This is a genomic window from Sungkyunkwania multivorans, from assembly GCF_042675645.1.
GTDB classification, from domain to species: domain Bacteria; phylum Bacteroidota; class Bacteroidia; order Flavobacteriales; family Flavobacteriaceae; genus Sungkyunkwania; species Sungkyunkwania multivorans.
Genome location: NZ_JBHTJH010000004.1, coordinates 946565 through 969729, shown reverse-complemented (window position 1 = coordinate 969729; position 23165 = coordinate 946565). Strand labels below are relative to the sequence as shown.

The window sequence follows — 23165 nt, the reverse complement described above, 5'->3', positions numbered from 1 at the left end:
ACGATTCGAGCAACGCCATCAATATTCAAATAGCACTAATCAAAATCATAAAAGTATTCGCCATCTTTTAAAATTACATCAGGTGTTTTAATATCAGCCTCAGGAATTGTAGCGGTCAATGGTCCACGTTTTTCAACTCTGTGCGGAATGGGCTCGGCATCCAGAGGCGAGACAACTGCAATTGGCGGCTCTCCGCCTTGGCAAGCTCTTACAATCGGATATCTGGGCGTACGATCGAACTTCAATTTTTTTTCTCGCTTTGTTCCAATAGGCCTTCTGGCTGCATCTACCAGATAGTGTACGCCCGGTCTCAATTCGATTTCAATGACCACATTCTTTTCTGTTTCCTGTGGATTCCCAGACCAAGCAAATTCTTTGATAATTTTATTGGTGCTAACGTCTCTATATCGCACCCAATAATAAGGGTATTCGTAGACCGCATAGATATTCTGATATTCTGCATCGGTGAACCATCCGGCTTCTTTTACCTTTTCGCGTCCATACATTTGTACTTGCCTCTCATATTTGGGGGAATTGCAAAAGGCCTTGGTCTTGGTGTTACGCTTGATCTCCAGATCACCATCTATAGAGAGTATACGACCGTCCATAGTATTGTCTGTGACCTGTACAAACCCATCTGGGTCTACAGGAAGTGGTTTTTGCTCTCCTGGCCATTCTGGTAATTCTACATCGGGACCAAAGAGTTCTACCAAAGAGAAGGGCTCAAGATTTTCTTGATCACATAATGAAAAATCGGTCTGGCAGCGAAGGATAAGACTTGCCAACTCTGCTTGCTTTATTGGAAAGAATGAACGTACACTATCTGCAAGTTTCAAATCGTGCTCCTCAAAGACCTCGGGATATTTTTGAACGAATTCCGCATTGTCTATCGACGCTTCCAAATCATCGTACATTGAGGTCGCCAGATCCAAATAAGAACGTTGCTTGACTCGTATTTCGTTGAAGTTGATCTTTGGAAATCCTGCTATCGATTCGTAAGGTGATAATTCTACGTAGAGAATAACCGCCCTGTTATCGGCACTGACCTGTTCTTTGAATTCGTTGGCATAGGTAATGAAATCCTCGAGCTTAGCTGTTGTGGGGGTTTTTCCTCCTCCTTCGGTAATAACGGTGGTATTAATGTTCTTTGTGTTCTTTTGTTTTTCTTCTAGCTGCTTCACATCAACACTGGCCGATAATTTGTTCCCTAGATAGGTGTTCACACTTTCAAAGAAGAGTTCGTTCTGCTTCTTTTCGTTCGAATTTCTGCTGTGCAAACTGAACAATGCATGCATTTCACCGCCGGTATAAATCCTACTCACAAACATATCACCGCAGGTCCGCATAAAGGTCTCAGGGTCTCTTGTGGCCAACTCGATCAAATCTTCCTTTACCGATGGACCGATCATCACCAAAGGTTCATTGGAGTATTGCGCTTTTAAGACGGCATTTTGTTGAAAGTCGTTGAACTCGGTCTCCCGATACATCTTTGCCTTCAGTGAGTTCTCGGAGGTCACCCCAAATATCTTAAAATCCAGATCTACTTTAGCCGTGATTCCGAGTGCCTTTTTTAGCGACTCCTTGGTCTCTAGGATTTGCATGGTAACGATTCCGCTATTGCCACGGGCATTGGCCATGATCTCTGCAGATTTTATCGCCCCATCAAAATTCATCACCCCAAAATATTCGGTACCAGTGGCACTATTATAACCATTACCAAAGTTGAGTTTGTCATAGACGATAATGGTGTTAGGACTTACAAGATTATATGCTGAAAGGTCGAGGGTCGTTTCTTGGGATTCTTCCTTTTGCTTTTCTTTTTCATTTGGACTACATCCAAATAGCAGAAGGAACGTGCACAACAAGGTGGTTGCTTTCATAATGAGGAGATTGGTTGGTTATTGTTATCTAAGTTAGTGAAATTAAACCACTTGTCTTCTCCTCTTCATTAATGATATAGTGCGCTTAGAGCGCTTCAAAATAAAACAGTCTCATGTAGTTTGAGAAAAGGAAGAATAAGGATCGGAAGATGCTGTCGGATCATTTGCGTAGCCGCTTCTCAAAACAGACACTATTCTCCATCTGCGTATATGGCTCATAATTGGGGATTATCTGATATCCATTCTTTTTATAGAGCGCAATGGCTTCTGGCTGACGCTTGCCTGTTTCTAAAACACAGATCGAATAACCCAATGCACTTGCCCAATCTTCCAATGCATTAAGAATTTGGGTAGCAAAGCCTTTACCTCTGCTCCCAGGAATCGTATACATCCGCTTTATTTCAACGGTATCTGAACGAAATTCTTTGATAGCCCCACAACCTACCGCTCTTTTCTTATCATATAAAACGATGGTGTGTTTTAATTCCTCTATCCCATTGAATTGGTGATAAAAATTGTGCTCCTCCCCATCTCTTTTGGCAAGATCTGCATCGAGTTGAGCCACTAAAGCCTTGAAGTCTTCATTCTTAAAATTGGTTTTCTCTATGTGAATCATTTAGGAAATTTTTGACCTACAAAACTGAAATCTATGATAAATTTAACGATTTGGCTTTTAAATTAACGACTACGGCCAATTCTCAGCATCAAAAAAGCCCTGCTAAAAATAGCAGGGCAGATCCTTAAGCAACTTCGAATGTCTAAGCCGTTACTTCTTCGCGATTTCTCTTATCGATGATCTTTTCGATAAGGTCAGGTACTTTTTCGAAGGCTGCCGCCAATCCATGTGTCTTCCCAGCTTCGAGGAACGAAATATTATCTTCCTTGGTCACTAAGAAACCAATGGGTTCGATACCGATACCGGCACCAGCTCCCATACCTTGTCCTTTACGGGCAGGTCTTTTAACGTCAGCACCTTCTCCACCGCCAGAGCCAAATCCCATTCCTACTTTGATCACAGGAACGCATTCGAATTCCCCAAGTAGAAACTTTTCACCCACAACGGTCTCTGTCTTTGCCTCAGATTTGATAAAATCTGTGATCTTTTCTAGTAATTCTTCAAAGTGTAATTCCATAATATTGTTCTTTTAATGATTAATAAATGATCTAATAATAGCTATCGACCTATTCTGCAAGCGCAGGGTCAATAGATTTCGTCCTGCGTAATTGACATTGAAACCACCAGCATAGAAATTTAGAAAAGCAAAAAGCGGGTAGAGTTTTGAATTTGTAATGCAATTACCTGTGTCTACATCCAGCATGAACTCTTTTACTTTAAAAGACCGCAAAAGTCGAAGTATCGTCCGAGGACTCATACGTCTTCTTGTTGCTCTGATGCGTTTCTTCTCACCATTCTTTTTCTCCTTCTTTGGCTTCCAGATCTTTTTTAACGGGTAGAGATAGAAGTGAAAAACGACAACTTTGAGATGTATTCTCAAAACCTCTTCTTCATGCGCTTCAACGCTGGCTTTTAGCAGTCCTTTGAGTTGAATATAATACTGGCTTGAAGCGGTATCGATATAAAGAACTATAGGGGCAAGTAGTAGATAGATTGCCAACAGCAGAACCAGGATGATAACCACGGCTAAAAGCACCTTTGTATTTTTTGCAAAGTAACTGGATCGATGCCGAACCTGAAATGATTTTGGTCAGTTGTACAAAGATTATTTGCATTGAAGGACGGCGAGCATTAAAAAACACGGATAATATTATTTTTATATTTGAAGAAAACTGGATCTATGAAAAATTTTGAGTACGACAAAAGCCGGGTCATTAACTTTAGCGACGCCGTCTTTTCTATAGCCATGACTCTACTTGTGCTTGAAATTGCTATCCCTAGCGCCCGGCAAGTAAAAACCGATGGCACTTGGAGCGTACTGTCAAATCTTATCCCAAACTTCGTAGGATTCCTAGTTAGTTTCTTCGTCATAGCACTCTATTGGATTGCTCACTTAAGGCTTATGAAATACGTATCCTCTATTCCTTCAAAATTACTTTGGCTGAATATCCTCTTGTTACTTTTTGTAGTTTTGTTGCCTTTTTCTACTGCATTCTATTCCGGTGGCTTTGTTCATACTGGTCCTTTTGTATTTTATAGTCTAAATCTTGCCATCATCGGTATCTTTAACTATTTAATGATTCGCTACGTGTCCAAAAAAGAAGGAGTAGCTCTGGGTTTAGACACCATAACAGCGAAATGGCTAAAGTGGCGCGCTCTTAACGTAGTCTATGTGTGGATATTTGCCGCTATTTGTGCATTTACATTCTTCTGGGTCTCTAGATTTGCATTTGTATTGATATTTATTATACAGCCATTTATAGATAGGAGATATCGTAAGAAGTTGAACTCTTAGTCAGTTGCGGTTACTTGTTCTCAATAGCGTACTTATCTAAAACTCGGATAAGGCCATAATAAAATGAAAAATGACCGCATAAAGCGGCCTTTTATTCTCTTTGTTATAAAGCCATCATTCTCCCTCCCCAACAGGTTCGATTCCTGTATGAATGAAAACAAATCCAGCACCGCCATTATTGATAGTGACACTTACAGGGTCTTCATTGCGTAACATATCAATGATTCCCTGTTGTGACTTGTCTTTAAAATAAGCTGTTGCCTTGTTCAGGTCTGCAGAAATTACTGGCGCAGGTACCGCTGCAGCATCATCTACGAATCGAATTTGAGCGATATTGCCAGAAGCTCCCCAAAGCTGAAGTCTTGATGGTCTTCCTGTGTTTGCACTGTACGAATAGTTGTATTTCGTTACCTTGTGTACTTTAAATGCCATTATATGTGGTTTTATGGTTATCAAAGCAAACCTAGAGAATCCAATAACACCGCGATACGGGAATATCTACTTTCCACAAGAGGTTAAACCCCCGAGCATCAAAAACTTATTTGGTGAGGCCTTCAAAGTGTGCCAGTTATCCCCTACGTCGTTCTAACAGGACCAACATCATAAGACTTAGCATAAGTCGATGATCGTCATCGGCATCTGTTTCCTCAACTTTTGAAACCGTGAACTTACGTCCAAAGAATGATGGTTCCTTCTTTAATCGCATAACGACCTTACCCTGAGGGTCCATTACTTTGTAGGTTGGATTGAAGAGGTAACCCGTAAAGAATCCTAAAATTGGAATTTCTCCCAACACACCATCCATTACCTTCACCCAAGCATTCTCCTCTTGGATCTTGTATTGTGGTTTCTGATGTTGATCTATAATGTCGTAATTGGCTTTCCACAAAGAGGCCCATCCTTTTCGCGCTACTTTACCAAGTTCTTTGCCCTGTGGGTCCTTAAAGCTATACGAAGTAGAGAAATCCAGCCACTTATCCGCCTTAATGGTATAATTTACCTTGGTCTTGGAGGCGTCTTGATAGATAACGATGTCCTCTTTGAGCTTGAACATCTTTTGGCGTACGTAGGCCAAGGTCTTCCCTTGATTGTCGGTCGCGGTAAAATCATTGGCAAGGGTTGAGATGTTAAAGTCGAATTTGATCGGAAAATTTAGATCTGTCATAGAAAGTGTTTGTTAGGTGTTAGTTTCGTGATCATTCTTGGGGTTATTCTGTTACTGATCATTTTTTTTGAAAGCGGTAAAACTAGGTAAAAAATAGTTAATAGTAATGAGTAATGAAAAGTATAAAGGATAGTAGGTCGTTTCTAATCTAAGCTTCGAAGCCGAACAAGAGAACATTAAGATGCTTTCAGTCATTTCAATGTTTATTGGAATGCATCTTGCTCCAATATTATAGAGATTGCAAAGAATTCAATTCTAAACTTTCGACATTCAACCAGCAAAAAACGATACAACAAATAACGTGAGAAGCCACCATTCTTTTGAAATGACGTTCGTCCTTTTTACTTGACCAAAAAGAACCAAAAAGTAAAGGTTGCAACTGCTCAAACGGATCGACTATCAGTTTACAACCCATAATAGAAAGCCACTAATCTTCAATCTTGAACAATCAACGGTCACCTGTTAACTCTAAACGCTAAGCTCTAAATTTTCAATATTCAACATTCGACCCTATTGCATTCGCTCCAAAGTCTTCTTTGCATGACCACTTCCAAAACTAGCATCCAAATCCAAGGATTCCTCCCTTCCTAAAGTGTAATATAAATGCTGTACGCCAGCTTTGGCATAACATAGGATAAGGTCGGTTAGTATATTGTAGGCGCCTTTGGTCTTTTTACCAGCATCGCTCAAGTCCTTATAGCTTCGCGACGCGAATTTGGAACAATCGATCACCGAATCGTGATTGTTGATATAGCTTTTCCCAGCGATCACCTGACAACCTGCCGAGAAATTGGTGCTGCCAATGCCCGACCAATGAATGTTGATGCTTGGGTTCACATGTAATCCTCTCTTGTTACCAAAACGGTCGGTCGCTAAAAGGTCGTTGGTCGTTAGCGCATTGTCGTTGTCCCAATCGCGCAAAACCAATACACCTCTGGCATCATGCGGTTTTAAAGCGCGATATATCTTTCTTTCGTCGGTGATCTTGTGCCAACCGAAACGATACAGATGTTGCCCCTCAACCAAAAATGCCTCGTGCTTTCTATTGGCCATGGCCACGCTAGGATCGGTCGACCCCCAAAATTTGAAGACCATCCCTTTGATCAATAATACAAAGATGTCATCATTAGGACGCTTATGTTGTCTGTTTCCATGTTCTCTTCTAATACCCACTAAATGAATGTCGTTGGTATCAAAGTTCCAATCAGCGACTTTTATGGAAGCTCCCAGATCACTAAAGTTGTTGATTTCCTTGAGGATGGGCCCAGGCTGATTGGTATAATGTGTTTTCGCCTTTTGCAATAGTCGAATCCAATCTTTATATTCAGAGGAAGCATTATTCGAATCTGCAAGCCCCCATTCAGATACGGTGCCGGCGGCCTTCCATCGATTGATATGTTGCATAGTGCCATTTCCAACAATACCGTCTGGTTTCATTGTGGCAACGCCTTCAATCGTACGAACATATTCCTGAAACAAGCGCACCGCTGCCTGAGTCACATAGCCAAAAACACCATCCAAAGCAGCGCGTGGCATAAAACCGGCGTCCTTGAGAAAAGTCTGTAGGACAACCACGTCTTTAGTATCGGTTTCTCTAAAGCGTCGCCATTTGCTGCGATCGTCATCCCTAAAAGAGACCACCCGCTTTAAAAGGCCATCCATATGATACGGTGAAAGAAACGATTTTGGACTAGAAGGAACACTTCCCTTATCACAACTGCCAAGAAACAATACGGCCATGTCATCGATTTTGAACAACTGAAGTTGTTGGTTTACGCTAAAGTAATGGGCATGTAATTCTTTTCAAGAGGGAAATTGACCCTTTTTGAAAATTCCGGATGTCTGCTCTTCAGTAAATGTCAATTGGCATTTCTTTAACGCAGCCCCTTGGTCATTTTCAGTAATTTTAAGGGTATTGACTAACTGAAAACATCATCATTATGAAAAAGCTTCTAACCTCCTTTTTGGGAATGATGCTGGCATTATCCTTTGCGATCGCCAGTGAAAACCATCCGTTGAAGGCAAATTTTGTCACTGGGAATCCAGAGATCAATGCCATAAATAGTATGACCTTCGGGCCTGAAGGCATTTTGTTCATCGGCGATAGCAGATCGGCACAAGTCATAGCGATCGACCTAAGCAAGCAACCTAAGTCCGACCATAGCGAGTTGAGAATTGATAAGCTAGATCATATATTGGCAGACATGATAGGCACGCCTATCGATGAGCTACAGATCTCGGATATGGCGGTTGACCCCTCGAATAATAATATTTATGTAGGGGTAAATCATAGTTCGGGAAAGGCACTGCTTTTCAGGGTGGCTGATAATAAACTCAAACAGATTCCTTTGGAAAAAGTATCCTTCAGCAAGATGGCGCTCGAAGATCCGGTGGCGAAGGATGCAAAAGACAGGCGGGAACGATCACTGCGTAAATGGGCGGTAGCCGACATTCACTATTTCGATGGTAAGGTGCTACTTTCTGGCTTGAGCAATCAAGAGTTCGCATCTACTTTTAGAGTGATCGAATTTCCTTTTAAGAAAAAACAGGCCCAAGCGAGCTTGGAAATATATCATGCCGCGCATGGAAAGTATGAAACGCATGCTCCTATCAAAGCCTTTATCACTACCAAAGTTGGTGGAGACCCTTATTTGGTTGCTGGGTATACCTGTACACCTTTGGTATTGTTTCCAATGTCGAAGATACAGTTTGGAAAACATAACAAAGGACGAACTGTCGCTGAACTGGGAAGCGGTAATTCGCCAGTGGATATGATCGAAGTTGGCAAAGGAGACAAACGATATTTGCTTATTGCGAATACCAACCGTCCATTGATGCGAATGGCCTTCTCGGACCTCGAGAACTTTAAGGCATCCATGACCGAGCCGGTCACTGTTAAAGGCGCTGCAGAAGGAGTACCATATGTAAACATGCCTTTTGTAAATGTGCAACAGTTGGCCAATCTCGAAGATGGTTTTGTCATGGTGCAGCGCGAATCGGATGGCAACCTCGCCTTAAAGAAAGGTAGCAGTTGGTGGATCAATTAATGTTGCTTCTTTTATTTTGAATAACCTATTAAGTGTAACTATTATAGTATGTATTTGTTGGGGAGTACTTTCACAAGATTCCCCAGCTTTTACATTTAAGAGACAGGGAATCGTCTTTTTGGATAGCTCGACAACCAAAGTTGCACCCTTGGTCTTCAAGGGGAAACTCTCGTTACAGGAAACGGCATTGGCGACGCCAATCGTCGGTGTGCTAAAAGAGGCCGATGGATCACGCCTCTTTCAACCGCTGGTTCCCTTTTCTTTAGGGCAAGAATACTCGATGGTCTACAACCATCAAATATTTCACCTTAAAGTTGCGATACCTGAAGATTATAAACACATCACAGTCAAAAGCATTTATCCAACAGCAAAGACCCTTCCATCGAATATATTAAAGGTTCATATCCAATTCTCAGGGCCCATTAATCTTGTCGATGTTTATCGGCATATTCAGTTTTTTGATGAAGGTGGTACTCCGATGTCTCAAGCCATTCTTCCTTTGGAGAATGTTCTGGTGTCTGAGGATGAAACTTTATTAACTCTTTGGATCGAACCTGGCCGACAAAAACGTGGCTTGTCGCCAAATGAAGCGTTGGGAGTAGTATTTAAAGAAGGAAAGTCGTATTCGATGATCGTTTCTAAACAGCTAAAAGATAAAAATGGTGTGCCTCTGTTTAAGGACTTTGAGCATAGGTTCACTATTGGAAAGGCCGATAGGATACAACCAGATATCAGATCATGGAAGATAAAGGTTCCAGCAAAAAATAGTAGCATACACCTAGTCATCGATTGTGATGATCAGTTGGATTATGTCAGCGTTACAAATAAAATTTTAATTATTGACCCAAATGAAAGAAGGGTCAGAGGCACATGGATGGTTGGTGGCAGCGATCGTAGATTAATATTCGAACCCGAAAGTCCTTGGGTTGGTGGAAACTACCAACTTTTTATCGATGAAAAATTAGATGACCTAGCAGGTAATAATTTGATGCGACTTTTTGATAGCGAGATCACCAAGGACCGGGAAACGGCTATGCAGGCTAAGCAACGAAAGTTGTCCTTTTATATAGAATGAATCAATCCGTTGTTGGGTTTTTTACAGCCACCAAGAACCACATAATCTTAGTAGGGTCATTCTCCCATTCGCCAAAATCATCGACCTCCTTTAGGATAGTGAATCCTACCTCATGTAATTCTTGTTTTACATAGTGCATGGCAAGAGAATGTGCTGCGGTCTGCTCGGCACGACTCTTACCTTTGATGCGGTCTTTCAATTTTTCTAAGATCAAAATGCGTCCTCCCGGTCTTAGTGATCTCTTTACATGGGATAGTATGGTCATGTAGTCTTTCATCTCATGATAGGTGTCCACAATAAAGACAGCATCAAGCGTAGTTCTTGGTAGTTTAGGATTATCATAGTCTCCTAGAATCGTTCTTATATTGCTGTACTGATGGTGCTTCAAGTAATTTTCCAAGGTTTTAAGACGATCGGCTCTTACGTCCACGGCAAATACTTTTCCTGTGGTACCCACCTTCTTTGCCAAGTGAATGGTCAAGTACCCTTCATGACAGCCAATATCGGCAACTTGGTTTCCAGGCTTTAATCCAACTGCTTCAAATAAATTTTCCACATCCATCCAAGTATCGCGATCTGTCCAATCATCTTCAACATATTGACCATAGCCGCAAGATTGAATCAAAAGAACTAAAAAGGCGGATAACAAAGTTGGGTTAGCTTTCATAGATGAAAGATAAAGAAATAGCCACTTCCCTACTCTTAAGAAACCCTTAAAGTAAGTATATGCAACTTTTTAGTTGCGCATTCAAATATGTTTCATATATTAGCAACCATAAAGTTGCATATTAATCAATAAAACGAATCATTATGAATGACCTGATCACAAAAGAACACATCTTTCACCATCCTATCGATAAGGTATGGGATGCCATCTCAAAGGCCGAAGAGATCTCGGCATGGTTCATCAAGGCCGACTTTAAGGCTGAAGCTGGGTACAAGTATACCTTCAAAGCGAGTGAAGAAAACGGCTGTGCAGAGATCACTGGTGTCGTCAAAGAAGCGAACCCTTATACATTGGTGTACACCTGGATAGTGAAAAAGACGTCTGCAGAGACCACGGTAAAATGGATGTTGGAAACTGTAGAGAACGGCACAAAACTCTATTTGGAACATTCTGGTATTGCCAATTATCCAGATGCTAGTGCCGTATCCTTTTTTAATAGCTTTGATAAAGGCTGGTCCAATTGCATCGTGGACTTAGAAGGCTACCTAAAAGAGGCTGTACATGCAGGATAAGATCACTAAAGTACTCAAGGCCATTGCAGACCCAACCAGGCGTGAGATCTTTCACGCCTTGGTCATGGCTGCTACCGCATTGCCAATAACCCATATCTCCAGTCAGTTCGAAATGACTCGGCAAGGGGTTACCAAACATTTAAAGACACTTGAAGATGCGGGATTGGTCCACATCAATACACAAGGCCGAGAGCGCTTTTGCTACGCCGATCCGAAACCATTGAAAGCAGTAAATGAGTGGATGAAGTTCTACGAGCAATTCTGGGATGACGCTATTGGAAGATTGGGCAATTATTTGGATAAGAAGGCCTAGTACAAAATTTGAAAGCTTTCATAGAAGAATTCGGCCCTGAGATATTCTTTGTTTCCTAAACTATCCAAGAAATAGCTTTTGCGATGAGCATCCAACAGCAGACCTGTATCTGTGTTGGTTTCCAATGATTCCACAAGACTGATCTTACCATTGTGGACCACCTTATACCCTAAAAGTTGGTAGCTGTCTCTTTCAAAATAGAAGGTCCATTGGTCTGCATTATCTCTTTTCTCTGAAAATGTGGTGTTGATCAGGTGTGCTTCATCATTATTGAATGTTGCAGTACCGGCATAGTGTAATGCCGTATTATCATCCTTTAATTTAAAGGGCAAAAAAATCACATATTCCGAAGCCAATACCGATTTTTTAGCAGCATCCAATGCTTTTGGATCGGTCACAATTGAATCATTCACGGATTTAGCTACATGATCACCATTTGAAGTGATCAAGAAGTCCTTATCATCTTGTTCCCAGCGAATAGATATCATATAAGTTGGATGGTATTGAAATGATTGGTGTTGTGTGACCTTAGATTCCACTTTTCCATCGGGAAAGTACAGAATGCTGGTCTTATCAAACTTTATGGTTTTGATTCGCTGCCAAGTTTCTGTGCCGCCATGTTGCTCAATCGCACGGTCGACTATGGCTTTGGCGTTTGGATGCGGTTGGCAGGCTATCACTAAAGGAAGTAGTAAGAGCAATAGTGGTCGTATTGGTTTCAAGCATGGTCTCATGCTTTAAATATCGAGAAAAAATCGCTCTTTGGTCTTAGAATGTGCTCCCAGTCGTTCATAAAAGTTAATTGCACGGACATTGAATGTTGGTGTTTGCCATTGCATCGTGTCGCAGCCTATTTTTTTTCCTTCGTCACGGATCCGGTCAATGAATTTTGCGCCAATACCAAGACCTCGTACGTATTCCTTAAGATATAGACAGTCCATATAGACATAGGCCGCTGCATCCCAGGTAGAGAATTGTTTCATATAGGTCGCATAACCAACAAGCGTTCCCTCCTTATCCGCCACTAGGCAGAAAAATTTAGGAGATGGTCCAAAGAGCGCTTTTCCCAATAGTTGAACCTTGCCTTCGGCATCATATACTGCTTTTTCATAATCGGCATGCGCTTCGCACAATTCCACTATTTGTAAAATATCCTCTTTAGTTGCAAAGCGAATCGTTGGTGCGATTCTCATATTTTTGTTAAATAGCCATCATTTATATAGGCATGGAAATCGGGATGTTCTGGGCTACTGAGAACATGGTCGATCCATGATTGTCGCTCGTGCGTTAGAATCTCATACTCCCAAATGCACTTTAGTGCGTTTCCGTGTTCTGAGGTCTGTATGCACTTGGTCTCATAATCAGCGAAGAACAATCGGGTGTCCAACATTTCACCGCCGGTCCACCAATTGAACAGCATCCAAACCCCTTCCCTAGCCTCGTGAATCATTAATATGCCCACCTTGTAAACTTCAAGGGATGTATCATCTGCAATTTTCGTCCAACTTGGCAATTGTACCAGTACTTTGTTGCGTACGTCATCAGCACCAAATTGCTGCTCCTTGGTCAACGTGTATGTTTTCACTGACCAATCATCAACATTCACAACGCCATAGAAGTCAATAGCACGATCTTTATATTTTTCAAGGTATTTCATCGTTCTTCGGGTTTTAGGTGGCCATATTTCTCGATAAGTTGTAAGGCTTTTGTCAAGTCCTTTGGTAGATGTAATCGCTTATCGGATGTAGGATACTTAGCGACCATTTTGGAGGGTCTTATTGGTCGTTTTTCAAAATTGCCACCACAACTCGGGCACACATTTTTAAAGATCTGTGTTGCGCAAGCTTGGCAATAGGTACATTCGAAGCTGCAGATCATCGCTTCGGTGGACGTATTCGCAAGCGCTTTGCCACAATGTTCGCAATGAGGTCTTATTTCCAACATTTTATAGATATTTTTCTTTAACAACATCCATATGCCAGATCTCATGTCCTGGAATCACAAAGGCAGCCGCTCGGCCCGACATTGGACTGCCATTGGAATTCCCTATAGATGCTAGATCATCTTCGGACAGGCTCTTAAGTAACGATATCGAATGATCCCTGACCGCTTCGAATTCCGCCAGCAACGCATACATCGATTTTTGATCGGCAGCGGAGGGTGCTATATAAACATTCTGGTCAAAACCTGCCAAAGGCGTCTTATCATTTCTTGCGATTCGAAAACATCGGTACATAAAGATCCGCTCGGTATCTATCAAATGCTGAAAGACCTCTTTGATGCTCCATTTGTCGGTTGCATATCGAAATTGTTGTTTGGCTTTAGGTATCGTGCCGAAGAAATCTGTGACGTTCGCCTTCCCATTTTCGAAAGCTTCAATTAACGGACAGTTATCATCGACCTTGTCGATATACCTTCCGTAGTATTCGTGAAACTCATTTGGTTGTAAATCTTTTGTGGTCATGTATTTATTGTGTTGGTCTATTCAAAGATATTCAGAAAATCACAAGTCTACAATTCGATAAAATGGCAAATAGAATTTTTTACCTTAATTTTGAATATCTTTTAATTTAAAAAGTTTAAAAATGAAGGTTGATAAATTAAACTGGCTAATTTTAGGACAACTTCAGTCAAATGCACGGGCCTCACTCACCGAAATTGCAAAGAAAGTAGGACTTTCCTCGCCTTCTGTTGCCGAGCGTATACAAAAGATGGAGGATGCAGGTATAATCGATGGCTATACTGCTAAATTGAATATGGAATCTCTGGGTTACTCGCTTGGGGTATATATTTCTATTAAGATACGCTTTGGTCAAGTGGAAAAATTCACAGAATACATCAAGACCGTTCCAGAGATCTTGGAGTGCCACAAACTTACTGGCAATGACTGTATGTTGATGAAGGGATATGTTAGAGATCCGAAACACTTAGAAGCATTGAATCTTAAACTCGCTCATTATGGAGAATTGACCACTTCGCTGATTCTTTCTTCAATAGTGGATTCTAAGATCTACAGTACAAATTTCTAGTTATCCTTTGCTAGAATCGATGGTGATCATTTTCTATTCTTTTTTCGACGATTGAAGTTCTTATCACCTCTGGTCTTGGGCTTCTTGTATTTCTTAGCAACCTCTCTTCTGTAAGACCCACCTTGATTTGTCTTTTTATTCTTTTCCTTTTTCTCATGAACATGAGGTTTTGGAGTTTCTCCTTCCACGGTAAACCCTTCCATGCTATCGTCATTTGGCATTTCTTCGGGCAGCAGCTTCTCCGAAATTTCCACTTCCTCGGGAAGGTCATTCTTGGGAATGGTATACGACATCAAAGATTCGATACGCAATTTAGCCGCTTTTTCTTTTTCGGTTGAAAATAAAATAGCTGCTCCTTCCTGTGTTGCGCGACCGGTCCTTCCAATTCTATGCATATAGTTCTCTGGAAAATTGGGTGTGTCGAAATTGATGACATGCGTGATCCTGTCAAGGTCTAGCCCGCGTGCCATCACATCAGTTGATATCAGTATCCTGTCAATACCTTCATCAAACCGCTCGATCGAGCGAATTCTGTAGTTCTGGGTCTTATTAGAATGAATCACACAAGTTTCCGCACCAAAATCGTCTTCTATGGCTTCGAACAATTTATCTGCGCGTTTTTTGGTAGCAACGAAAATCAATACTTTGCTATAAACCTCTTTATTTTGAAGCAAGTGTGACAAGAGGTTCACTTTGGTGTAAAAATTAGGAACAAAGAAGCAAGATTGTGCGATATTATCAAGTGGAGTGCCACTTACGGCTACCGATACCTTCGCCGGCTCTATGAAATAATCTTCGATCAACATCGCTACATCATCGGTCATCGTAGCAGAAAACATAATATTTTGTCGTCTTTCGGGAAGCAATTCGAAAATATTGGCCAGTTGAAATCTGAAACCAAGATCCAACATCACATCCACTTCGTCGATCACAAGCTTTTTTATAGCCTTCAGTTTCAACGCCCTGGTCACTACTAACTCATATAGTCTACCAGGTGTGCCCACAATAATATCTGTTCCTTGTGCTATGGCCTGGTGCTGCAAATTGATATTTGCTTCTCCATAGACTCCCAATACCCGAAGGTTGATATACTTGGCAAAGCTCTCGATCTTCTCAACCACTTGTATCACCAGTTCTCTAGTTGGAACTAAAATCAGTATCCGTGGTGTAACTTGTTTAGAAAACTTCAACTCGTGCAAAATTGGCAGCATGTATGCCAAGGTCTTGCCCGTACCTGTCTGTGCAATACCAACGACATCCCTGCCCGAAAGCACCACCGAAAAAGCGGCACTCTGGATTGGGGTGGGCTTTTCAAATTTTAGGTCGTCAATGGCGTAGTGCAGTTGTTTTGACAGATTGAAGCTTTCAAAAGAATCCATTAGATAGGCTTTTACAGATAAACAACTAAGTGAAGTACTATTTTTTCTTGGGCATCGGCCCTCGCAAATGAATCACAAGACCATTGAGGAAGTTACGAAGGAATTGATCCCCACATTCCACATATTTTGGATGGTTCTCGTTCCTGAAAATCGCGCCCAATTCACTTTTGGTGACTTTAAAGTCTACCAAAGCACATATTTTTACAATATCCTCGTCGCGTAGTTTATGTGCTACCCTTAGCTTTTTAAAAATATCATTGTTACTCAATCCCATACCGCAAAGCTAGCTGTTTTCAATGAAACCTAAATATCCTTTACGCAAAGATATTTATTTTAGATAGCTATCGCTGCGATACCACTAATATCTACAGCGTTGAAAGTTAAACAATCGTTAAATTACTACTTTGTTATGCATAGTACTGTAACAAAAATGTTTTCCCGTCGTCTATTGAGTGTAAACAAGTTAAAAACCATATAAATTTTTAGTCATGAGAACACTAGACAGCAACCAAATTACAAGCAAGCCAATCAACTCTAAGAGTTATGCTTGGAACGCAAAGAGACGTTACAGATAAGTGACAAATCAATTAATCAATCTATTTTAAACAAACATCATGAGAACACTGGACAACAACCAAATTACAAGCAAGCCGATCAACTCTAAGAGTTATGCATGGAATGCAAAGAGACGCTACCGATAAGTAGTATTTATCAATCAACAAAAATTAGACCGTTATGAGAACGTTGCAAAACATCAGAAGGCGTATCGAGTTTGAGATGCAGCGGCAAGAGGCACTCAAGTGTAGTATTAGCGAACAGCTTCACCAAGAAAAAATATTCTTCATAAAGAACAAACGTTATGCTTTTTGAAATTAGATCAGTGACTGTAAGGCCAAATGAGATTTAGTATCATTTGGCCTTTTTTTTTATGTTCGGCTGAAGAAAAACTTCATAATTTTATCAATTTATAGCGAAAGATCACCGCCATTGATGAACTATGTCTAAAGTCATACACTCCCATTATAAGATTTACAAACCCTTCGGCTTTCTAAGCCAATTTGTGAACAACGAACAGCGGCAAGGCAAACGAAAGATGCTTGGTGACCTTTATGACTTCCCCGAAGGCCTCATGGCCATTGGCCGTTTGGACAAACAATCGGAAGGTCTACTGTTGCTCACAACAGATGGGAAGCTAAGTCAACGTATACGAAGTAAGTTTATAGAAAAAGAATATTACGTACAAGTCGATGGAGCCATCACCTCCGAGGCTATTCGCCATTTAGAGACCGGTGTTACTATTACGGTCGATGGAGCTCCCTATTTGACTAGACCCGCAAAAGCAGTGAAACTAGGTAATACCCCAGTGCTTCCAGCACGAGGTAAAAAGATTCGCGATGACAGGCATGGCCCAACTTCTTGGATTTCGATCACCATCACAGAAGGAAAGTTCAGGCAAGTGCGCAAGATGACCTCGGCTGCAGGTTTTCCCACGCTGCGTTTGGTAAGGTATAGAATTGGTGAGGAAACCATTGATGGAATGGTTTCGGGAGAGGTCGTGCAAATCTCATCAATGAAATGTTGATCAAAAAAAAGGGCACTTTTCAGTGCCCTTAACTTCAACATATAACTATTATTTAGACGTGGTCTCCAAGATGATGATGCTCATCGATCAGCGGTCCACCCTCAATGATCTGCTCAGACGCTTCGCTAGCAAATTTTTCAAAATTCAAATGGAATGAATGCGCCAATTGAATCGATTTGCTCACGTAGGCACCTTTTTGCAACCAAGTATTCATTGGGTCCAGCATTTCGGAAGGTACTCCAGGACAGTATTTTGGCATGAATAGTCCAAAGATCGGATGTTGCTCATAATCGACATCCTGAAGCTCTCCATTGAGGATCGCCGTGATCATCGCACGGGTGTATTTCAATTTTATACGACTTCCAACACCGTAAGGGCCTCCACTCCAACCCGTATTGATCAACCACACATTGACTCCGTTTTCTTCCATCTTTTCGCTAAGCATTTCAGCATACTTCGTAGGATGCAACGGCATGAACGGCTCGCCAAAACATGCGGAGAATGACGGGACGGGTTCAGTAATACCGGCCTCTGTACCTGCTACTTTTGCAGTATATCCTGAAATAAAATGATAGGCGGCCTGCCCAGGAGTCAGCTTCGATACCGGTGGAAGTACACCAAAGGCATCACAAGTAAGGAAGAAAATATTCTTAGGGTTCTCTGCGTATGATGGCAATTGAATATTGTCGATATGATCTAGAGGATAGCTCACTCGAGTATTTTGGGTGATCGAACTGTCAAAATAATCAACTTCACCTTTCTCATCGATGATGACGTTCTCTAACATCGCGCCAGGTCGAATGGCTCTATAGATGTCTGGTTCTTTTTCCTCGGTGAGGTCGATCACCTTTGCATAGCAACCTCCTTCAAAATTAAATATGGTATTCTCGGGAGTCCAGCCGTGTTCGTCATCTCCGATCAATTTCCTGTTTGGATCAGCCGATAAGGTTGTTTTTCCAGTACCGGAAAGGCCGAAGAAAATAGCGGTTTCTCCATCATCGCCAACGTTTGCCGAGCAGTGCATCGGTAGCACATTATGTTCCGTTGGGAGAATCAAATTCAAAGCAGAGAAGATTCCCTTTTTCATTTCGCCAGCATAGGCCGACCCGCCAACTAAGGCGATCTTTTTAGTGAAATTCAAAATGGAGAAATTTCCTTGTCGGATACCATGTTCCTTCGGGCTTGGTGTCTCATAGCCTGGTGCACAAAGGATCAACCAGTCTTCATCGAAGTTTGCGAGTTCCTCCTCATTCAATCGCAGGAACATATTTTTCACAAAATAGTTGGACCAAGGGTATTCAGCTACGGTTCTAACATTTAAGCGATATTTAGGATCTGCACACACTGCGGCATCCCAAACGTAAAGCTCTTTGCCAGATAGGTATTTGACTACCTCGTTCTGCAACTTGTCAAAATTCTCTGTAGAGATCGGCTTGTTGATCTTGTTCCAGAATACTTTACCATCTGTATACTCGTCTTTTACGAGAAAACGGTCTTGTGGCGATCTTCCAGTAAATTTACCAGTGTTGATGGCCAAGGTGCCATTTGCAATCTCTACACCCATACCTTTTTCAACGGTGATTCGTTGAAGCTCTTCGGCAGGGAGATTCCTATGAGCTGTGGCATTTTTAATGCCATACCCATCTAAGTTCAGTTTTTTTGCGGTCATTGTCATATCTTCCATAATAGTTGTTAAATAATAAAGTTATTTCAATTTTCTTAAAACGGCCAAATCAATGGCACAAGCGTCAATGTTGTTATAAAGAAGAGTACCAGTAATGGCCCTCCTATTTTTAGATAATCTACAAATTTGTAACCTCCAGCAGACATCACCATGGCGTTGGTCGTGGTCGCAATTGGGGTTAAAAAAGCGGTTGAAGCACTGATGGCCACTGTTATCATAAAAGGTTTTGGCGACAGCCCCAGCGAAGTTGCCGCTAGGATTGCAATGGGTGCCATCAATACCGCAGTTGCCGAATTATTGATCATTTGGCTGAAGATCGTGGTCAAAAGAAATACGCCTCCCAACAGCATCAAGGGGTGTAATTTTCCCAAATGATCGACCAAACCATCCGCGGCCATCTGCGCGACCCCGGTCTTCTGCAATGCCAATCCCATCGGAATCATGGCGGCGATCATCACAACGCTTACCCAGCTGATTCCCTTGTAGGCTTTGCTGATGGGTACACATCCCGACAACAAGATGATACCTGCGCCAATCATCGCTGCTACGGCACCTGGAACCACTTTGAACACTAAAAGTAAGATCATCATGATCAAAGAGCCCATAGCGATATATGATCTTGGGGTCAACTCTTCAACATTTTTGGCCATGCCTTCTGGACTACCACAAATGACCAAATTTTCATAAAGCGACTTGAGCTCTCCTATGCTTTCCCATCGACCACGGATCAAAAAAGCATCGCCTGCCTTTACTTTGATCTCTTTGTCTTCTAGAGGTTTGTTATTTCTAGATGCGGCCAAAAGCTGAATCTCAAATCTTTTGAAATAATTGCCCAATTTGATCTTTCTGCCGACGAACAAGGATTTGGGCGTAACGATCACCTCTGCCATTCCCACTTCTTGATTGATCAGATTATCTTTCAACTCTTCATTGATGTCCTCCAACCTCCACAGACCTAGTCTAAATTTGATCATCAATTTATTGATAGCCTCCGTCTCTCCTTGTACTGTGAGGATATCATGATATTGAAAGACGGTCTCTGCAGCTGGAAATTCAATGTTGGCCGGATTCCCTTTGAGAAGATTTGGATACCTTCTTTTAAGTCGGATGACCGAGACGCCAAAGTCCTCTTCAAAATTCCAATCACTCATTTTAGTGCCAATGAGCGGAGAAAGGGAACGAACACGTAGTTTAAAGTAATTATTGTCCAGTCTATAGGCTTCGATCCATTTGTGCATTTCCGAATCGATGTTTACTGGACGATTCTTCGTCCTATAACTGGGCAACATCTTAAAACCAATATATCTGAAGTATACAATCGCTAAGATCAATAACGGTACTCCAATCAAACTAAATTCAAAGAACGATAACTCTTCAAAACCTTGCTCCAAGAGCGCATTACTGGCGATGATGTTCGGAGGGGTCCCTGTCAAGGTCAACAATCCTCCTGTATTTGACCCGAAGGCCACCGGCATCAATAGTTTTGAAGGTAATGTGCCAGCACTCCAAGCTGCTGATATGGTCACGGGAAGAAGTGTAGCAACTGCTCCTGTATTACTTACAAATCCTGATAAGAAACCAGATCCGAGCGTAACAATGACTAATAACTTTTTTACACTCTTCCCGGACCATTCTATAAATTTCTTTCCTGCGATCGCTGTCCATCCGGTCTGGGAGAGACCTTCGCCTATAATAAACAGGGCTGCGATCATGATTACCGTCGTATTGCTAAATCCGCTGAATGTTTCACTTACGTCCAAGATTCCTGTGAGATATAAACTGAGCATTGACATCAATGCTACTACATCTGGCGGAAACTTGCCCCATATGAACAATCCGATGGTGATGAACAAGATCACTAACAATAATGTTACCATACATTTTAAGTAATGCGATACACGCAATTACGAATTAATCAATCGTTAGTAATGGCACCTTGGTATGCATCGTTAACAATTTGGTAAGTCTACCCTCTGAAGGCTTTCCATTTTTGGAATGATTTCGAGGCAGAATGGCCAGCATGTCAATATCTTTATTCTTGACGTAATCAAAGATCCCCTTTTCAATATCCGTCTCTTCAGGGAATGAATGATGCGCATAGAAGTTCTCTAGGTAATACTCAAGAATATTTTCATTCTTCTCATCCACTTTACTGTATCCCGTCAAGTCTGGGTCTACGGTAAGCACATGCACCTCTGCATTGAAGCATCTTGCCACATCGAGCAGTACCTGAAGGGCAGACGAATCATCGATCTCGTTCTTTCCTATGGCCAGGGCAATTTTCTTTACACTAAAATCGATAGTGCCTACGGGAATCACAAGCACAGGGCAATCGGCCTCAAGAACCAAGTCAACTGTATTAGAAACGGTCATCTCTTCGCTAAGGGTAGAACCTTTGGTGCCCATGATGATCAAGTCGGCGCCATTGGATTCCTTTATTTTTAATATGGTTGGTACCAACGGTCCCGATGCTATGAGGAATTCATATTTGACCTTTGAATCCACACGAAGATCTTGGATAAACTCTTTAAACTTCTTGTTCATCGTTTTGGTCTCTTCGCTATTTATGGGTGTAGCGGTCGTATAGAGAAATTGAAGGGTGATCTTATCCTTTTTGATAAATTCCATAGCACACTTCAAAGCACCTCTAGAAGTTACCGTGAAATCAATTGGAACTAGAATTTTTTTAATGGTGTCCATAGTTGCATTTTTTAGTTATTGCTTTAATAGTCATTGTTGTAAGCAAATTTCCTTAACTAATACAAGGATTTAAATGATAATTATCAGCCTTTCTAACAAATGCTAAATCCTCAATTATCAGGGCCTGGAGTATCCTTAAAATGAAAAATCCTAATTACGAAAACGTTGTCATAGATAGTTTCCTTAATATTTTCTTTGCGTATTTTTGAATTCATGTATGCCATCATCGATATCGAGACCACAGGAAGCACCTTAAGAGGGAATCGCATCACAGAAATCGCCATTTTTAAGCACGATGGCTATCAGATCGTAGACGAATATTGCACGCTGGTGAATCCACAGTCGGAGATCCCTTTCTACATTACAGCCCTTACGGGTATCGATAACGGTATGGTGTATGATGCACCTCTTTTCGAAGAAATTGCCCCTAAAGTGCTAGAGATGACCGAAGATGTCATTTTTGTTGCCCATAGCGTCAATTTCGATTTTAATGTAATAAAAGAAGAGTTCAGCCGCATTGGGGTCGACTTTCAGCGAAAGAAGTTGTGCACTGTGCGCCTATCGCGCAAGCTGATTCCAGGTTTTAGATCATACAGCTTGGGAAAACTATGCAACAGCCTCAACATTCCATTGAGCGATCGGCACCGTGCCCGTGGTGATGCGCATGCCACAGTTTTGTTGTTTGAGTTGCTTTTGAAACAGCAAAATGCTGCAGAAGTGTTTAAGAACTTCCTCAATCCCAGAAGCAAGCAAGCTACGCTCCCAGCGAATCTTGAAGCATCAATCATCGATCAGCTCCCAGAAAAGCCAGGCGTGTACTATTTTCGGGATGAGAACGCAAAGATCATTTACGTAGGAAAGGCGATCAATATTAAAAAACGGGTACTTCAGCATTTTTATTCAAAATCGAAGAAAGAATCAGCCATCCGAAGAGAGATTTACAATATCGACCACTGTGAGACCGGAAACGAATTGATCGCCTTGCTATTGGAGTCTGCAGAGATCAAACACCATTACCCCAGACACAATGCTGCCCAGAAACGTAACAACAAACGATTTGGCCTAATTACTTATGAGGATCGCAACGGCATCTTGAGGATCGCCTACAATGACCTGCGACTTTCGCAAAACTCGATAGCGGCTTTTGACAGTATCACTTCGGTCAGGATTTTTATCGAGCATCTTTGTCGGGAATATCAGCTTTGCCCAAAGTATACGCAGCTTATGGAAAATGGAAACTGTGGAAGTCACTTTTCTATTCAAAATTGTGCTGGTGTTTGTGAAAATAAAGAGGCCATCACTACCTATAACCAAAGGGTCCTTGAGGCCATTGATTCTTTAACAATCCTCGAAGAAACCTTTATCATCAAAGAAAAAGGACGACATGCGAATGAGGATGCAGTAGTTTTGGTAAAGAACGGAGGATATGTGGGTTATGGATACATTGAAAAATCTGCCACGATCAATTCTCTCGAAGATATTGAGGGATATATACTACCGCAAAAAGACAATGAAGACGTACAGAGAATCATCCGTTGGTATTTATCTGATAGACCTGAGAAAAAATATGAGTTCCCTCTCATGACCTCTTTTGGGTGAAACTTATGCTTGGGCAAATAGAAAATGGCCCGCAAGAAACGAAATTATAACTTTCGGTTTTT

General features: G+C 41.5%; 27 protein-coding genes. 9 read left to right on the top strand and 18 right to left on the bottom strand.

Annotation, left to right across the window (positions count from 1 at the left end; translation table 11 throughout):
• Nucleotides 1-35: 35 nt before the first annotated feature.
• The 4 genes from ACFQ1M_RS07360 to ACFQ1M_RS07345 all read right to left on the bottom strand — a co-directional run bounded on the left by ACFQ1M_RS07360 (nt 36) and on the right by ACFQ1M_RS07345 (nt 3532).
• Nucleotides 36-1880, bottom strand: a complete 1845-nt coding sequence (locus tag ACFQ1M_RS07360; RefSeq protein WP_386406134.1) for a hypothetical protein — start codon at nt 1878-1880, stop codon at nt 36-38.
• Between the two features lie 160 nt (nt 1881-2040).
• Nucleotides 2041-2496 (bottom strand): GNAT family N-acetyltransferase, encoded by a 456-nt coding sequence (locus tag ACFQ1M_RS07355; RefSeq protein ID WP_386406131.1) that lies wholly within the window; start codon nt 2494-2496, stop codon nt 2041-2043.
• Between the two features lie 142 nt (nt 2497-2638).
• Nucleotides 2639-3013, bottom strand: a complete 375-nt coding sequence (locus ACFQ1M_RS07350; protein ID WP_386406129.1) for a GerW family sporulation protein — start codon at nt 3011-3013, stop codon at nt 2639-2641.
• Nucleotides 3014-3025: 12 nt separating this feature from the next.
• Nucleotides 3026-3532 (bottom strand): hypothetical protein, encoded by a 507-nt coding sequence (locus ACFQ1M_RS07345; RefSeq protein ID WP_386406126.1) that lies wholly within the window; start codon nt 3530-3532, stop codon nt 3026-3028.
• Nucleotides 3533-3676: 144 nt separating this feature from the next.
• Here ACFQ1M_RS07345 and ACFQ1M_RS07340 point away from each other — a divergent pair, with 144 nt between their 5' ends.
• The gene (locus tag ACFQ1M_RS07340; protein WP_386406123.1) at nt 3677-4291 is read left to right on the top strand and encodes a TMEM175 family protein; all 615 of its coding nucleotides are present in this window, start codon (nt 3677-3679) and stop codon (nt 4289-4291) included.
• 114 nt (nt 4292-4405) lie between these two features.
• Here the strand turns inward: ACFQ1M_RS07340 and ACFQ1M_RS07335 are convergent, their stop codons facing one another.
• The 3 genes from ACFQ1M_RS07335 to ACFQ1M_RS07325 form a co-directional block, all read right to left on the bottom strand.
• On the bottom strand, nt 4406-4723 hold the full coding sequence (locus ACFQ1M_RS07335) for a hypothetical protein (RefSeq protein ID WP_386406120.1): 318 nt from the start codon (nt 4721-4723) through the stop codon (nt 4406-4408).
• Nucleotides 4724-4859: 136 nt separating this feature from the next.
• Complete coding sequence (locus ACFQ1M_RS07330; protein ID WP_386406117.1) at nt 4860-5456, bottom strand: hypothetical protein; 597 nt, start codon at nt 5454-5456, stop codon at nt 4860-4862.
• Between the two features lie 510 nt (nt 5457-5966).
• Nucleotides 5967-7196: a peptidoglycan-binding domain-containing protein gene (locus tag ACFQ1M_RS07325; RefSeq protein WP_386406114.1), complete on the bottom strand. Its 1230-nt coding sequence runs from the start codon at nt 7194-7196 to the stop codon at nt 5967-5969.
• Between the two features lie 200 nt (nt 7197-7396).
• On the opposite strand from ACFQ1M_RS07325, the gene ACFQ1M_RS07320 reads away from it, so the two are divergent.
• Together ACFQ1M_RS07320 and ACFQ1M_RS07315 are read left to right on the top strand one after the other, a co-directional pair.
• Nucleotides 7397-8503, top strand: a complete 1107-nt coding sequence (locus ACFQ1M_RS07320; RefSeq protein ID WP_386406111.1) for a hypothetical protein — start codon at nt 7397-7399, stop codon at nt 8501-8503.
• 16 nt (nt 8504-8519) lie between these two features.
• Entirely contained in the window at nt 8520-9578 is a 1059-nt protein-coding gene (locus ACFQ1M_RS07315; RefSeq protein WP_386406108.1) for an Ig-like domain-containing protein, read from the top strand.
• Nucleotide 9579: 1 nt separating this feature from the next.
• Here the strand turns inward: ACFQ1M_RS07315 and ACFQ1M_RS07310 are convergent, their stop codons facing one another.
• Nucleotides 9580-10245: a class I SAM-dependent methyltransferase gene (locus tag ACFQ1M_RS07310; RefSeq protein ID WP_386406105.1), complete on the bottom strand. Its 666-nt coding sequence runs from the start codon at nt 10243-10245 to the stop codon at nt 9580-9582.
• A gap of 143 nt (nt 10246-10388) precedes the next feature.
• On the opposite strand from ACFQ1M_RS07310, the gene ACFQ1M_RS07305 reads away from it, so the two are divergent.
• Complete coding sequence (locus ACFQ1M_RS07305) at nt 10389-10817, top strand: SRPBCC family protein (RefSeq protein WP_386406102.1); 429 nt, start codon at nt 10389-10391, stop codon at nt 10815-10817.
• Complete coding sequence (locus ACFQ1M_RS07300) at nt 10807-11130, top strand: ArsR/SmtB family transcription factor (protein WP_386406099.1); 324 nt, start codon at nt 10807-10809, stop codon at nt 11128-11130. The genes ACFQ1M_RS07305 and ACFQ1M_RS07300 overlap by 11 nt, the downstream gene beginning before the upstream one ends.
• Here the strand turns inward: ACFQ1M_RS07300 and ACFQ1M_RS07295 are convergent.
• Genes ACFQ1M_RS07295 through ACFQ1M_RS07275 form a run of 5 tightly spaced genes read right to left on the bottom strand, consistent with a single transcriptional unit; the run spans nt 11127 to nt 13594 of the window.
• Nucleotides 11127-11864, bottom strand: a complete 738-nt coding sequence (locus ACFQ1M_RS07295; protein ID WP_386406096.1) for a DUF6503 family protein — start codon at nt 11862-11864, stop codon at nt 11127-11129. The two genes, ACFQ1M_RS07300 and ACFQ1M_RS07295, sit on opposite strands and share 4 nt — an antisense overlap.
• Nucleotides 11865-11867: 3 nt before the next feature.
• Nucleotides 11868-12323: a GNAT family N-acetyltransferase gene (locus ACFQ1M_RS07290; RefSeq protein WP_386406093.1), complete on the bottom strand. Its 456-nt coding sequence runs from the start codon at nt 12321-12323 to the stop codon at nt 11868-11870.
• A complete protein-coding gene (locus tag ACFQ1M_RS07285; RefSeq protein WP_386406090.1) occupies nt 12320-12787 on the bottom strand; it encodes a hypothetical protein in 468 nt (155 codons plus the stop codon). The genes ACFQ1M_RS07290 and ACFQ1M_RS07285 overlap by 4 nt, the downstream gene beginning before the upstream one ends.
• Entirely contained in the window at nt 12784-13074 is a 291-nt protein-coding gene (locus ACFQ1M_RS07280) for a DUF1272 domain-containing protein (protein ID WP_386406087.1), read from the bottom strand. Before ACFQ1M_RS07280 ends, ACFQ1M_RS07285 begins: the two co-directional genes overlap by 4 nt.
• A 1-nt stretch (nt 13075) precedes the next feature.
• Complete coding sequence (locus tag ACFQ1M_RS07275) at nt 13076-13594, bottom strand: DinB family protein (RefSeq protein ID WP_386406084.1); 519 nt, start codon at nt 13592-13594, stop codon at nt 13076-13078.
• 121 nt (nt 13595-13715) lie between these two features.
• Here ACFQ1M_RS07275 and ACFQ1M_RS07270 point away from each other — a divergent pair, with 121 nt between their 5' ends.
• A complete protein-coding gene (locus tag ACFQ1M_RS07270; RefSeq protein ID WP_386406081.1) occupies nt 13716-14159 on the top strand; it encodes an Lrp/AsnC family transcriptional regulator in 444 nt (147 codons plus the stop codon).
• A 26-nt stretch (nt 14160-14185) separates the two neighbouring features.
• Here ACFQ1M_RS07270 and ACFQ1M_RS07265 read toward each other — a convergent pair whose 3' ends face one another.
• Together ACFQ1M_RS07265 and ACFQ1M_RS07260 are read right to left on the bottom strand one after the other, a co-directional pair.
• Nucleotides 14186-15538 carry a DEAD/DEAH box helicase gene (locus ACFQ1M_RS07265; RefSeq protein ID WP_386406078.1) on the bottom strand — a complete coding sequence of 451 codons (1353 nt, stop codon included), beginning with the start codon at nt 15536-15538 and terminating at the stop codon, nt 14186-14188.
• A 37-nt stretch (nt 15539-15575) separates the two neighbouring features.
• Nucleotides 15576-15812 carry a DUF1456 family protein gene (locus ACFQ1M_RS07260; protein ID WP_386406075.1) on the bottom strand — a complete coding sequence of 79 codons (237 nt, stop codon included), beginning with the start codon at nt 15810-15812 and terminating at the stop codon, nt 15576-15578.
• 461 nt (nt 15813-16273) lie between these two features.
• Between ACFQ1M_RS07260 and ACFQ1M_RS07255 the strand changes: the two genes are divergently transcribed.
• Both ACFQ1M_RS07255 and ACFQ1M_RS07250 read left to right on the top strand, forming a co-directional pair.
• Nucleotides 16274-16408 carry a hypothetical protein gene (locus ACFQ1M_RS07255; RefSeq protein WP_386406072.1) on the top strand — a complete coding sequence of 45 codons (135 nt, stop codon included), beginning with the start codon at nt 16274-16276 and terminating at the stop codon, nt 16406-16408.
• 127 nt (nt 16409-16535) lie between these two features.
• A complete protein-coding gene (locus ACFQ1M_RS07250) occupies nt 16536-17120 on the top strand; it encodes a pseudouridine synthase (RefSeq protein ID WP_386406069.1) in 585 nt (194 codons plus the stop codon).
• A gap of 52 nt (nt 17121-17172) precedes the next feature.
• Here the strand turns inward: ACFQ1M_RS07250 and pckA are convergent, their stop codons facing one another.
• From pckA to ACFQ1M_RS07235, 3 genes are read right to left on the bottom strand one after another with little or no spacing between them, the layout of a single operon-like run.
• Complete coding sequence (pckA, locus tag ACFQ1M_RS07245) at nt 17173-18804, bottom strand: phosphoenolpyruvate carboxykinase (ATP) (protein WP_386406066.1); 1632 nt, start codon at nt 18802-18804, stop codon at nt 17173-17175.
• 35 nt (nt 18805-18839) lie between these two features.
• The gene (locus ACFQ1M_RS07240; protein WP_386406064.1) at nt 18840-20681 is read right to left on the bottom strand and encodes an SLC13 family permease; all 1842 of its coding nucleotides are present in this window, start codon (nt 20679-20681) and stop codon (nt 18840-18842) included.
• A 34-nt stretch (nt 20682-20715) separates the two neighbouring features.
• Nucleotides 20716-21504, bottom strand: a complete 789-nt coding sequence (locus tag ACFQ1M_RS07235; protein WP_386406062.1) for a universal stress protein — start codon at nt 21502-21504, stop codon at nt 20716-20718.
• Between the two features lie 213 nt (nt 21505-21717).
• Here ACFQ1M_RS07235 and ACFQ1M_RS07230 point away from each other — a divergent pair, with 213 nt between their 5' ends.
• The gene (locus ACFQ1M_RS07230) at nt 21718-23103 is read left to right on the top strand and encodes an exonuclease domain-containing protein (protein WP_386406060.1); all 1386 of its coding nucleotides are present in this window, start codon (nt 21718-21720) and stop codon (nt 23101-23103) included.
• Nucleotides 23104-23165 lie beyond the last annotated feature (62 nt).

Coding starts and splice junctions, on each gene's coding strand:
- ACFQ1M_RS07360 (WP_386406134.1), bottom strand. CDS start 1,880: ATGAAAGCAACCACCTTGTTGTGCACGTTCCTTCTGCTATTTGGATGT.
- ACFQ1M_RS07355 (WP_386406131.1), bottom strand. CDS start 2,496: ATGATTCACATAGAGAAAACCAATTTTAAGAATGAAGACTTCAAGGCT.
- ACFQ1M_RS07350 (WP_386406129.1), bottom strand. CDS start 3,013: ATGGAATTACACTTTGAAGAATTACTAGAAAAGATCACAGATTTTATC.
- ACFQ1M_RS07340 (WP_386406123.1), top strand. CDS start 3,677: ATGAAAAATTTTGAGTACGACAAAAGCCGGGTCATTAACTTTAGCGAC.
- ACFQ1M_RS07335 (WP_386406120.1), bottom strand. CDS start 4,723: ATGGCATTTAAAGTACACAAGGTAACGAAATACAACTATTCGTACAGT.
- ACFQ1M_RS07330 (WP_386406117.1), bottom strand. CDS start 5,456: ATGACAGATCTAAATTTTCCGATCAAATTCGACTTTAACATCTCAACC.
- ACFQ1M_RS07325 (WP_386406114.1), bottom strand. CDS start 7,196: ATGGCCGTATTGTTTCTTGGCAGTTGTGATAAGGGAAGTGTTCCTTCT.
- ACFQ1M_RS07320 (WP_386406111.1), top strand. CDS start 7,397: ATGAAAAAGCTTCTAACCTCCTTTTTGGGAATGATGCTGGCATTATCC.
- ACFQ1M_RS07310 (WP_386406105.1), bottom strand. CDS start 10,245: ATGAAAGCTAACCCAACTTTGTTATCCGCCTTTTTAGTTCTTTTGATT.
- ACFQ1M_RS07305 (WP_386406102.1), top strand. CDS start 10,389: ATGAATGACCTGATCACAAAAGAACACATCTTTCACCATCCTATCGAT.
- ACFQ1M_RS07300 (WP_386406099.1), top strand. CDS start 10,807: ATGCAGGATAAGATCACTAAAGTACTCAAGGCCATTGCAGACCCAACC.
- ACFQ1M_RS07295 (WP_386406096.1), bottom strand. CDS start 11,864: ATGAGACCATGCTTGAAACCAATACGACCACTATTGCTCTTACTACTT.
- ACFQ1M_RS07290 (WP_386406093.1), bottom strand. CDS start 12,323: ATGAGAATCGCACCAACGATTCGCTTTGCAACTAAAGAGGATATTTTA.
- ACFQ1M_RS07285 (WP_386406090.1), bottom strand. CDS start 12,787: ATGAAATACCTTGAAAAATATAAAGATCGTGCTATTGACTTCTATGGC.
- ACFQ1M_RS07280 (WP_386406087.1), bottom strand. CDS start 13,074: ATGTTGGAAATAAGACCTCATTGCGAACATTGTGGCAAAGCGCTTGCG.
- ACFQ1M_RS07275 (WP_386406084.1), bottom strand. CDS start 13,594: ATGACCACAAAAGATTTACAACCAAATGAGTTTCACGAATACTACGGA.
- ACFQ1M_RS07270 (WP_386406081.1), top strand. CDS start 13,716: ATGAAGGTTGATAAATTAAACTGGCTAATTTTAGGACAACTTCAGTCA.
- ACFQ1M_RS07265 (WP_386406078.1), bottom strand. CDS start 15,538: ATGGATTCTTTTGAAAGCTTCAATCTGTCAAAACAACTGCACTACGCC.
- ACFQ1M_RS07260 (WP_386406075.1), bottom strand. CDS start 15,812: ATGGGATTGAGTAACAATGATATTTTTAAAAAGCTAAGGGTAGCACAT.
- ACFQ1M_RS07255 (WP_386406072.1), top strand. CDS start 16,274: ATGAGAACGTTGCAAAACATCAGAAGGCGTATCGAGTTTGAGATGCAG.
- ACFQ1M_RS07250 (WP_386406069.1), top strand. CDS start 16,536: ATGTCTAAAGTCATACACTCCCATTATAAGATTTACAAACCCTTCGGC.
- pckA (WP_386406066.1), bottom strand. CDS start 18,804: ATGGAAGATATGACAATGACCGCAAAAAAACTGAACTTAGATGGGTAT.
- ACFQ1M_RS07240 (WP_386406064.1), bottom strand. CDS start 20,681: ATGGTAACATTATTGTTAGTGATCTTGTTCATCACCATCGGATTGTTC.
- ACFQ1M_RS07235 (WP_386406062.1), bottom strand. CDS start 21,504: ATGGACACCATTAAAAAAATTCTAGTTCCAATTGATTTCACGGTAACT.
- ACFQ1M_RS07230 (WP_386406060.1), top strand. CDS start 21,718: ATGTATGCCATCATCGATATCGAGACCACAGGAAGCACCTTAAGAGGG.